The organism is Paenibacillus alkaliterrae, assembly GCF_021532375.1.
GTDB lineage: Bacteria > Bacillota > Bacilli > Paenibacillales > Paenibacillaceae > Pristimantibacillus > Pristimantibacillus alkaliterrae.
In genome coordinates this window covers 88,057-99,221 of record NZ_JAKGAP010000026.1, presented here as the reverse complement: position 1 = coordinate 99,221, position 11,165 = coordinate 88,057, and the positions used below count along the sequence as shown (strand labels likewise).

The 11,165-nt window shown below is 47.6% G+C and carries 8 protein-coding genes; 2 read left to right on the top strand and 6 right to left on the bottom strand.

Translation table 11 applies throughout. From position 1 onward, the window contains the following. Positions 1-307: 307 nt before the first annotated feature. The 6 genes from L1N85_RS13100 to L1N85_RS13075 all read right to left on the bottom strand — a co-directional run bounded on the left by L1N85_RS13100 (position 308) and on the right by L1N85_RS13075 (position 6,303). Entirely contained in the window at positions 308-469 is a 162-nt protein-coding gene (locus tag L1N85_RS13100; RefSeq protein WP_235238791.1) for a hypothetical protein, read from the bottom strand. Positions 470-625: 156 nt separating this feature from the next. Then, positions 626-835 (bottom strand): YrzA family protein, encoded by a 210-nt coding sequence (locus L1N85_RS13095; protein ID WP_235238789.1) that lies wholly within the window; start codon positions 833-835, stop codon positions 626-628. A gap of 58 nt (positions 836-893) precedes the next feature. Continuing rightward, positions 894-2,333, bottom strand: coding sequence for a sugar porter family MFS transporter (locus L1N85_RS13090; protein WP_328285207.1), 1,440 nt, complete (start codon positions 2,331-2,333; stop codon positions 894-896). 204 nt (positions 2,334-2,537) lie between these two features. Next, positions 2,538-3,881 (bottom strand): AraC family transcriptional regulator, encoded by a 1,344-nt coding sequence (locus L1N85_RS13085; protein ID WP_235238828.1) that lies wholly within the window; start codon positions 3,879-3,881, stop codon positions 2,538-2,540. A gap of 5 nt (positions 3,882-3,886) precedes the next feature. Further along, the gene (locus tag L1N85_RS13080; RefSeq protein WP_235238779.1) at positions 3,887-5,308 is read right to left on the bottom strand and encodes a sensor histidine kinase; all 1,422 of its coding nucleotides are present in this window, start codon (positions 5,306-5,308) and stop codon (positions 3,887-3,889) included. Then, entirely contained in the window at positions 5,305-6,303 is a 999-nt protein-coding gene (locus tag L1N85_RS13075) for a substrate-binding domain-containing protein (RefSeq protein ID WP_235238777.1), read from the bottom strand. The genes L1N85_RS13080 and L1N85_RS13075 overlap by 4 nt, the downstream gene beginning before the upstream one ends. Before the next feature lie 272 nt (positions 6,304-6,575). Between L1N85_RS13075 and L1N85_RS13070 the strand changes: the two genes are divergently transcribed. Together L1N85_RS13070 and L1N85_RS13065 are read left to right on the top strand one after the other, a co-directional pair. After that, a complete protein-coding gene (locus tag L1N85_RS13070; protein ID WP_235238775.1) occupies positions 6,576-9,332 on the top strand; it encodes a glycoside hydrolase family 2 protein in 2,757 nt (918 codons plus the stop codon). 264 nt (positions 9,333-9,596) lie between these two features. Then, positions 9,597-10,775, top strand: a complete 1,179-nt coding sequence (locus L1N85_RS13065; RefSeq protein ID WP_235238766.1) for an RNA-guided endonuclease InsQ/TnpB family protein — start codon at positions 9,597-9,599, stop codon at positions 10,773-10,775. Positions 10,776-11,165: the final 390 nt, after the last annotated feature.

Genomic DNA, 11,165 nt, shown 5'->3' with positions numbered 1-11,165 from the left:
ATACGGGATTTGTTCTTGTCCGGAACGCTTCCTAGTATAGCAAGTGGCGCTTTTTTGCTCAAAGCTCAAATTACTTCATTACAGGAATGGCTCCTTCCATAGATTATTATACACAACCGAGTATATAAGTAAAGCATTATATTAGTATTAACTTATATATAAGAAAAGAAAAAAATAAATTGCAATATGCAAGTAATACCGCTATAAATAAGAGGAGCAATTCCCGTAATGAAGCAACTATAATTTCAAGCATAACACTTTGACCTAATGGAATGAGGCTGCCCCTCTGTTCGGGACAGCCTCATTATTAATTTGAAGTGTTTTGTTCTTCATCGTAGTTGTATTTCCACTCTAATAAACCATCAAAATGACAACCGCAATTTTTAATCCTGAAATAATCTTCATCCGTTGCATCATAGTTTATTGTCATGGTTGAACCACATTGATTACATTCCCATACATGCCACATTTACAATATTGTCCTCCTCTTCAGATTTCTATTTTATGATCTTTTCCAAAAAGCAAGGGATATATAAATACTATTCAACTAAGGGACGATTGTTATTAGATAAAAAGCTGCCCCGAAAGGTTCTGTTCGAACCATTTGAGGCAGCCATACGGTCAACTATCTTTTGGCTTTGAAGTGGACAACGGCGCTGTAATGCATTTTCTCGGTCTTCGGATTGAAGACCACCTGGTGATTAATGCTGAACACGTCGAGCAGCAGCGCTTTGTTCGACTCGATTTGCTGATCGATCTTAAGCTCCAGCGTCTTTAAGTCATAGGCTTCAAAAAATTCTATTTTCGTTTCTATTAAGTCTAATCGAAAATCCATGTTATTGTCTCCTAATAGGTTGATATAATAAACCTATTATACATCTGCAGCCATGGAGTTACAAAGCATCGGCCTGAGGAGACAGCTTTGGATCGGCTTGTTTTTTGGAAGTCCACAAGGATTCGATTTCTTCCAATGATTTTCCTTTCGTCTCAGGTACGACGCGCCAGGTGAAGAAGAAGGCAAGCACAGCCATGCTGCCGTAAATCCAGAACGTGGCCGCAGGTCCCGCTGAGCTAAGAAGAGGCGGAAATGACTGCGAAACGACATAGTCCGCCGCCCATAACATCATCGCGGCGATTGCCGTTGCTTTGCCGCGGATTCGGTTCGGGAATATTTCGGACATAATGACCCATACGACAGGACCGAGCGAGATCGCGAAGGAAGCGACATAGATCAAAATGAAAATCAGCACAAAAGGTCCTGAGGCATGTCCCGACTGGAAAGCGATGCCTATGACAAGCAGGCTTATTGCCATGAGAGCCGAACCGGCAAGCAGCAAAGCTTTGCGGCCGACCTTATCGATAAGCCACAGGGCTACTATGGTGAACAGGAAATTGATAAAGCCGACAAGAATCGTCTGGACCAGTGAGGCGTTCGTTCCCGCACCGGTTTCCTTGAAAATTTCCGGAGCATAATACATGACGGCATTAATCCCTGTTATTTGCTGAAGAATAGCCAGACCGACACCTACGATCAACGCGATACGCAGCCCGGGACCAAGCAGCTGGCGAATGGATCCGCTTTCCTGCTCGAATGAATGCTTGATGTCGACGACTTCCTTTTTGGCCAGCTCTTCGCCATGAATACGCAGCAATATCGGCAAAGCTTCCGCTGGCCGCCCTTGCTTGATGAGCCATCTCGGGCTTTCGGGCACGAAGATCAGCAGGAAAAGAAACAGTATGCCCGGAATCGCGCCGACACCGAACATCCAGCGCCATGCGGATGCGATTCCCCAAGCCTCGTCGCCAGCTCCTGAAATCCATAAGTTGACGAAATAGGTAAGGAAAATACCGGAAACAATTGCGAGCTGATTTAACGCGACCAGACGACCGCGATATTTGGCCGGAGCGATCTCGGCGTTATAAAGCGGGCATAGGGTGGATGTAATGCCGATGCCGATTCCGCCGATCATTCGGGCAATAACAAAACCGGAGAATGTTTCCGGTATTGCGGTGCCGATAGAGCTGATAATAAAGAGAATGGCCGCTGCGATCAGCACTCTTTTGCGTCCGAACCTGTCGCTTAATAGGCCGGACATCGCCGCCCCGATAATACAGCCAATGATTAAGCTGGAAACGGCCCAGCCGACCTGTAATTTCGATAAATCAAAATGCTGCTCCATAAAGCCGATTGCTCCCGATACGACGGCCGTATCGAATCCGAATAATAATCCGCCTAAAGCGGATACCATCGAAACAAGCGTGACGAATTTCATGCTTACTTGTTCGTTTTTATTGCTTACCGCTGCTTCCAATGTTGATTGCTCCTCTCTGATTTCCTGTCTTCCCTTGAAACGACTTTCATTATAGCATGCGGCGGGTTCATTCCCGCACGCGAAAACCTTCACTTATCTGTGTTGTTTCCGCATTAAATTCGGATGCGCGTCTTCATTTCGGCGAATCCCGGCGTCCTAGCATTTTCTTGTTCGGAGCAGCACAAAAAAGTCCATGTCATCCCGACACGGACCTTTACTTCTTTCTTATCTGGTTTGGTTTCGGTAATCGGAAGGGGTTACTCCCGTCACTTTTTTGAACACGCGGCTAAAATAATTCGGATCATTGTATCCGACTTCGAAGCAAACCTCCTTCAGGCTCATATGTCCCATGGCCATCAACGTTTTTGCCTTGTTGATTCGGAGTGCCGTTACATAATCGATAAAAGTCGTCCCTACCTGCTGTTTAAATATTTTACTAAAATAATGCGGATTCAAGTGGATAGAATCCGCTACCTCCTCAAGTGAAAGGTCCTCGGTATATTTTCCCTGAATATAGCTCTTAGCGCGGTCTAATACGGTCTCGGTTTGCTGCTCACGCTGCTCGCGAATACGCTGCATCGCGGAAATGACATAGGATTGGTGAACGGTTTCCGGGTTTATAGTTTGCGGACCGGAATTGAATGTCGATTCACCATTTCCTTGCTTCAGCTCGTCGAAATGACATACTCTCCCGCATTGCTCATAATAGGTGGATGCGAATACCGCCTCAAAGTAGGATTTGCGCAGGCCGTCCGCGCCGCTTCGAGTCATACCGATGCCGATAGAGATATTTGCATCCAGCTGCCGCGCGGCCAATGCGCAAAGCTCCTCTCCAAATGCCATTGTCGTTTCCTTCCAACGGACCCCGGCTGCTTCAGGCGATTTTCGTAAAAAGACGGCCATATGGCGATCGATCAAAGAGCTGACGATGCTATTCGTTCCATAGGCTTTGGCAAAACTGCGAATGGTATCATATATTTTCGGTTTCGGAACGGTTTGAGCATGCTCTGGAAAAGCGATCACGATTGCGCAGCCTTGATCGAGAGGGAAGCTAAGCCACTCGGACAGCTGTTCAATGCCCGTACCTGTAATTGGATCGACCATGAGCATAAGGGCCAGCTCATTTTCCGCAAGAGGCATCAGCTGAGAGAGCTTGTGAATGAGCTCCAGCTCATCCGTACGCTTGCGTTTTTCAAAATCGAGCTCCTTCAGCAGCTGCTCTAACGCAGTGACGACCTGTTCACGCTTGGCTGGCTTGACAAGATACTCCTTCACGCCTAGCGTGAGAGCTTCCTTGGCATAAGAAAAAGAATCATATGCAGTCACGAGCACGAATTTTGCTTCGGGCTGCTTAAGTTTGATTTCTTTTATGGCTTCCAAACCTTGTATACCCGGCATGTTAACATCCATCATAATAATATGAGGCCGATACTCTTCGGACATCTCGATGGCTATTCGACCATTTGCCGCATGAAGGATTTGAAATCGGTCCGGCAGCATGCGCTGTATGATCCATTCCAAGCCTTCGCGCTCCAGCGCCTCGTCGTCCGCGATCAGCAGTCTATACATTTTAGTCACTCATCTTCCTTTCTCGGGGGGATTCGAATCGTGACTGTTGTCCCTTTTCCCGGCGCACTATCGATAGCTACAAGATCAGCTTCTCCATAAAATAATTGAAGGCGTTTGAATACATTTTTGGTACCCAGACCCGTTGAAAGCTTCTTCTCCGCACCGGACTCCATTCGCAGCAAAGCTTGCCTGGCTTCCTCGCTCATGCCGCAGCCATTGTCGGATACCGAGATTTTTATTCCATCATCGTCCTGAACGATTTCGAGACGTATGTAAGCATCCTTCTCCATTCGTTCAATGCCGTGCAGAAATGCATTTTCTACGATGGGCTGCAGAGTCAGCGAAGGAATAGCTTGCTGCAAGGCGGACTGCTCGACAGCCAGCTCCAGCCGGATCCGGTCACGGAAACGGGCTTGCTGAATGGTAAAATATTCCTTTACATGCTCCAGCTCATCCCGCAGTGTCACCGGCTGATCCAGGTTGCGCAAATTGTACCGGAGCAAATTCGACATCGATACGATCAGATCGCTTGTTTTCTCCGCTCCTTCCAGAAGCGCCAGCTTGGACAACACATTCAACGTATTGAATAGAAAGTGGGGGTTAATTTGACTTTGCAGCGCTTGAAGCTCAAGCTCCTTTACGAGTCGATCCTTCTCCAGGCTTTCCTTTTCCTTCTCGATCAAGACGAGCAAATCGCTCGACATTTGATCAAACGCCCCCGATAATACACCGAGCTCATCGCCCGATCGGGGCGGGGGAGTCTCAGCGAGCAGATCGCCTTTGGAAATTTGCTTAGCGCGGGCGACGAGCTGGCTTACCGGCCAAGTTATGCTTCGCGAAATCCATAAGGCAAGCAAGATGCTCATCAAGGTGTTAATGAAGAGGACGGCGGCGCCCAATCGGTTCATGCGTTCGTTCTCGTCTTGAATTTGCTTATAAATCGGTTGATAGAAGCTCAATTCCTTATCGACAAGAAGCTGACTCTCCTCGCGGATAAATACAGCCGTTTTCTCCGCTTCCGCATAATCGGCTAAAGCAGCGCGGGGAGCTTGCTTTTCCATCGCATCGAATACTTCCCGCTCTTGCTCCAAGAACGTATCCATCATATGAATGTAGCTCTCTATCGTTCTAAACGGAAGAACGGGGTCCTCGTTGTCCTGGAGCCTTGCGATATGCTCCCGCAATGCGGTTCGGGACGCTGTTAATCGCTGTCTGCGCGTCTCGTCCGGATTGATCAAATAGGTATATAACAGCTGCAGATTGTTATCCACAGCTTGAGCGGACTGCTTGTACAATAAAATGCGATTCATCATGAGGTTATAGCTTTCCTGTACCCTCGTGCCGCTTTGGAACAAAAAAAAGGTAACGGAATTGACGAGGAGAACGAGCAAAGGTATAAAAACGAGCAGCTTCGTCCGAATCGTCATCGGTCATTTTCTCCATTTCCAGCCTTGTTCAAAGAGCTTTGGTCGACTACAGTGGCAGTCGTGAAATGCTGCTTTGGCGGCGTTTTGCCATGAAAAAAATCATTGAGCTGCGATATAGCCGTATAGCCCATTTGGTAGGGCTGCTGAATAATAGTAGCTTCAATCACTCCCTTACGGACATGATTTAATGTTTCCTCCAGGTCGTCAAATGCAAAAATTTGCACTTTCCGGGAGCGGACACGGTTAACGGTCTCCGCTATTCCAACGCCATCCAAGGCACTTAGTCCAATCATAAAATCGATGTTAGGCTGTTTGGTCAGCATATCTTCAGCTTCTCCTGCAGCCTGCAGCCTGGATATGTTCGAGGAACGAACATCTACGATCGTAAGCCGAGGCGAACGTTCGATCACGGCACGCAAGCCTTCCAGTCTAAGCTGTTGATTGGGCGCTTGCTCGTTTCCGATTAGAACCGCTATGCTGGCTTGATCTGCAGCCGATTGGGCCACGAGCTCGCCCATTCGTATCCCCGCAGCAAAATTGTCAGTGCCGACATATGACAGCCGCTTACTTCCCGGTTCATCGGTATCAATCGTAATAATGGGTATGCCTTTGCTGACGGCTTGATCGATAATGGCCCGATATCGCGGATCATTGATACCCTGCAATACAACCGCATCTACTTTCGATGCAATGGCTTTCTCGAGCAGCTTGATTTGTTCATTCGGATTTATGCGGAACGGACCGACATAATCGAGATGCATGCCGTAGGCAGCGGAAGCGTTCTGCGCTCCTCGTTCAATCGAACGCCAATACGGATTGTCGACCTCCTGAGCGATCAGCATGACATGATAGGCTGCGCCTGCAGGCGTGCTCTCGGATAAAAGGGGCTGAAGCAGGTCTCGGACGCGCAGAGTGGATAACAAAAAGCTGGTAAGCAAAAAGGCGAAGAGAAAGAATAGGATAGCGATTCCGATATTCCATTTTCGATAGGACATACGACGGCTCCTTAAAATCTGATCTATAAAGGCTAATTATACAAGAATCTTTACCTAATCAAAAGCAAGCGGCACTTTAAGTCGCGATGAACAGACAGTGATTAACTTAAAAATTAATAACAAGCCATAATTTAAAGTGCTAGTTGACAAATAAGTTAATTAAGGCGTATCCTAATTACGAAATAGGTGTTTTTCTCGTTTGTTATTAACTTTTAAATTAATTAAAAAATTAGACTAACCATTTTCAAAAAGAGAGAGGTTGTGTTCATCAAATGACAACAAATACGGCAAATGCTGCACAAACCGACATTCCTCGGGCAGAATACCCGCGTCCAGACTGGCAGCGCTCGGATTGGTATAATATGAATGGAAGCTGGTCCTTTCAATTCGACCATGAGAATCTGGGACTTTCTGCCGGATGGGAGAAATCGGACGCTCATACGTTTAAATCCGAAATTACGGTTCCCTTCTCTTGGTCCAGCCCGTTATCGGGCATCGGAAGCAATGACAAAGGAATCGCCTGGTATTACAAGGAGGTTGAATGGGCGCCGGCTGCAGCCGGATCGAAACTTTTCCTTCGTTTCGGCGCCGTTGATTATAAATGCGATGTATGGGTAAACGGGAGTGTCGTCGGCAGCCATTCGGGCGGTTACGGCACGTTTGAGTTTGACGTTACGGATGTATGGTCTTTGGAAGGCAGGAACGCCATAACCGTTCGAGCGGAAGACTTTGACCACAACTATCAGGCTCGCGGCAAGCAGGGCTATGGCGAAATTCGCGGAATCTGGCAGCCTGTTTGGTTGGAGGCACGTCCGCAAGATTATGTGCGCGGTGCGAAATTCAATACGTCTTTGGATGGAATGATCGACGTTACGACTAGTGTTGTCGCTAAGAAAGCGGGAAAGGCGCAGCTTTCCTTTTCTTTTGAGGATGGCGCGGTTTCCCATCGAATCGATGTTGAGCTCTCGGAAGGGAACAACGTACTCCGGACAAGCTTCGTCATTGCCGATCCCAAGCTGTGGAGTCCGGAGTCGCCTTATCTCTACGAGGGTGAAATAAGACTGACGAGCGGCGGACAAACAGATTCTATCTCTACTTATTTTGGAGTTCGCGAGATAGGAACGGCGATCATTGGCGATCGCAGCTACCGCTGGATCACGCTAAACGGCAAGCCTGTATATTTGAACGGAACGCTGGATCAATCCTTCCATCCGACTGGTTATTTTACTTACCCGTCTGATCAAGAGATGCAGGACGAAATTTTCCTCATGAAACGTATGGGCCTTAACTTCGTCCGGATTCATATTAAGCCGGAGGAGCCGCGCAAATTATATTGGGCAGATAAGCTGGGCATATTGGTCATGGAGGATATGCCATGCTTCTGGGGGGACCCGGACGAGCAAGCCCGCCAATCCTATGAGAGTGAAGCTCGCGAGGTTATCGACCGGGATTACAATCATCCTTCGATTTTCTCCTGGGTCATGTTTAACGAAACATGGGGACTAAAGACGGAGAGCGAAGCTGCATCTCTTACGTCTGACGTCACGCATCCGCATAACTTCTTGCCGCAGACGCAGGAGTGGGTACGGGATATGTACCGCTGGGCCAAGCAGGTTGACCCGACCCGTATCGTGGAGGATAACTCGCCATGCAACTATGATCATGTGGAATCGGATATCAATACATGGCATTTCTATATTAATGGTTACAATGAGCTTCGCAATCATGTGACCGGGGTAGTTGAGAAAACCTATGTCGGCTCTACCTTCAATTATATTGGCGGAAACGCGCAATCGGATGCTCCTTTAATGAACAGCGAGTGCGGCAACGTTTGGGGAATCGAAGGGGGCGCGGGCGACAGCGACTTAGCGTGGCATTACCGATATATGATGAACGAATTCCGTCGTCATGACAAAATGTGCGGTTTCGTGTTTACCGAATTCCGGGATGTCGTCAATGAGTTCAACGGCTACTACCGATTAGACGGCTCGGATAAGCATTTCGGCTACGAGTGGTTCGTACCGGGCATGACCGTTGCCGATTTGCATTCACCTGATTTTATCGTTATTGACGCTCCTCCTTGCCAAACGCTCGATACAGGAGCTGAAGTTACGTTGGAGCTTCTGCGTTCAAGCTTCTCTGACCGTTACCATGGTGAAACGCTGCAGCTGGCATGGGAGCTATGGTATGACCATTTTGGCAGACGTGTCGTTATGAATTCTGGAAGTGAAGCGGTGGAATGGAACGGATACGGCGTTAGCAAGCTGGCTTCTTTATCCATGACATTGCCTGAGCAAGATGCCGTTGCCGTGTTTGCAGTCCGTTTGTCGACAGCCGACGGGAAAACCGTGACACGCAATTTCGTTACCTTTGATGTAAGGAGCAATGAAGTGCAAGGTCGTTACGAGCTGGATGGTCAGATCGTCAGCGTACCGGTCAGCAGCTTCTCCGATAGTAAGTGGCCATACAGCTGGAACGCTCTGCAGGAACAGAAGGCGAATGGCGGAGATACAGGTTATTTCGATTACGATATTCAGCTGCCTTCGGCAGATGAGCAGTCGGCGGTCTATGATATCGAGATTTATTTCGAAGCTAGCTCCAAGCGTCTGCTCAAGCGGAACGTCGAGGATAGCGTGCAGAAGAAGCTTGACATTTCATTTATGCACGGCGCGCTTGCAGATCCGGAATACAATAAGAACACGTATTACATGACCGATACGGAGCGTCATGAGTCCAAGCTAAACGTCCGTATTGACGGTGAGCTGGTGGATACCATTGTGCTGGCGGATAATCCTGCCGACAGCCAGGGCGTTTTATCCTGGCATTATCAGCAGGCCAACAACAAGTTCGAAGAAGCGGGCTCTTACGGTTACTTATGCAAGGTAACTCTGCCAAGCACGCTAACCGCGAAGCTAAACGCCTCCCGCAGCTTCAAGCTTCAACTGGAGGCGGTCGAGGGCGGTCTTGCCCTATACGGTCGAAACGCCGGCCGTTATCCGATCGATATCGTTGTTCATCATAAAGGCTAATTCGTTGTAAAAGAAAGCAGGGGTTCTCCCGCGGTCTTGTTAGACCAGCGGGGAAGCCCCTGCTTTTTAACTATATCGGTCAGAAGTCCCCTTCCTCCTTAGGTGGGGGATGAATGATGCATTCCCCCTGTAAGAGACGGGTAGGAAAAGAGCAAAATGAACAACCGTTTTTTTGTGGAAATTTTCGTATTTATACCTCCAAATACGAACGTATGTGTGGTATGATGGACTTATCAAACGTATGTTCGATAGGGGGTGATGACCGTGATTCGAGGTCAAATTGTGCCTTTTCAAGCATCAAAACGGGATATCGATCGATTATTTGATTGTAATCGGGAATCTGCTCAGGTGTGGAACGAATGCTTGCAGCTAGCCAAAGATTATTACATGAAGCATCAGAAATGGATTTCGCAATCGGAGCTTCAGAAGAAAACCAAAGGCAGATTCCATTTGCACAGTCAGTCCATTCAGGCCGTCTGTCATAAATATGTGTTTGCTCGAACTGGCGCTTATCAATCCGTGCAAAAAGGGATCAAGACTTCGCGGTATCCCTACAAGAAAAAAGATCATTACAACACGAAATGGGCAAAAGATGGTTTCAAAATCAATGAGAACGGTAAAATCGAACTATCCATGGGCAATCATCATGGAACAAGAGAGAAACCGATTGTGGTACATACCTCTCGTCTACCCGAGGGACATATCAAAGAAATAGAGCTTTGCTATGATAACGGATTATACCTCGCAGTCTCTTATGAGGATGGGAAAGAGAGCAATTCGTATGGTGAGCAGAATGCGGCGGGCGTAGATCTGGGTGAAATTCATACCATCGCGGCATTTGGCCAAGATGGAGGAAGCCTGATTGTAACCGGCAGAAAAGTACGCGCCATTCATCGATTGCGAAACAAAAAGGCAGGTGAGATTCAGCGGTTGCAGTCCAAATGCAAGCAAGGCTCTCGGCAATGGAAGAAATATCAGAGGGCCAAACGTTATATCCTTTCGAAGTCCACCAAGCAGCTCAGAGATGCTCTGCACAAAACGACGAAGAAGTTTGTGGATTGGTGTATCGAGCAGTCCGTATCGGATGTCTATGTGGGAAAAGTGGAAGGTATACAGCGCAACACTCGGAAGAAGAAACGCGTCCCTCGTAAGCAAGCGCAGAAATTATCGAACTGGTCATTTGGTAAAGTGGAGCAGTATTTGACGTACAAGCTGGAGCAGCATGGCATAAAGCTCCATCTCGTAGAAGAATCGTATACGAGTCAGACATGTCCTGTCTGCCAGAAGAGAAAGAAGATCTCATCGAGAAATTACAGTTGTACATGCGGATATAACGAGCACCGGGATATTCATGGTGCAAGGAATATTCTCAGTAAGGCGCTGCATGAGGAGATCTTGCATTTCGATGTGGAAACGAAGATGAAGTATCTACGGATTGCGTAAGCAAAAAGTAGTAGATGGGCTGTTCCGCCCCATGTGTGCGAAGACACATGTTGCTTACTTAGGCAGCTTCGATGACACCCCTACCTCCGAGTATGGAGTAGAGTTGGCAAACCCAATTCTACAAAGGTGCATGGAAGATGCTGGTGGTAAGAAGCCCCGACTTCAACTTGTGATAACAAGTAAGTCGGGGAGGTTCACTAGGTTCAAGCAAATGTTACTAATTTGTTAACCGATTTGATGATAATAAACGAAGATTATCTTGTACAATATACGGAGAAGATGAAGGGAGGCATATAGAGATGGACGTTCCGGCGGGCGTATGGATTTTTTCCGGCATAATCGTTGTACTTCTAACGTGGATAACTTTGTGGGTCACGAAGAAAGCCTATT

What these genes read in the sequence shown, in the direction of transcription:
- L1N85_RS13080 (WP_235238779.1), bottom strand. Translation starts at nt 5,308, where the DNA reads ATGACGATTCGGACGAAGCTGCTCGTTTTTATACCTTTGCTCGTTCTC.
- L1N85_RS13085 (WP_235238828.1), bottom strand. Translation starts at nt 3,881, where the DNA reads ATGTATAGACTGCTGATCGCGGACGACGAGGCGCTGGAGCGCGAAGGC.
- L1N85_RS13100 (WP_235238791.1), bottom strand. Translation starts at nt 469, where the DNA reads ATGTGGCATGTATGGGAATGTAATCAATGTGGTTCAACCATGACAATA.
- L1N85_RS13095 (WP_235238789.1), bottom strand. Translation starts at nt 835, where the DNA reads ATGGATTTTCGATTAGACTTAATAGAAACGAAAATAGAATTTTTTGAA.
- L1N85_RS13075 (WP_235238777.1), bottom strand. Translation starts at nt 6,303, where the DNA reads ATGTCCTATCGAAAATGGAATATCGGAATCGCTATCCTATTCTTTCTC.
- L1N85_RS13070 (WP_235238775.1), top strand. Translation starts at nt 6,576, where the DNA reads ATGACAACAAATACGGCAAATGCTGCACAAACCGACATTCCTCGGGCA.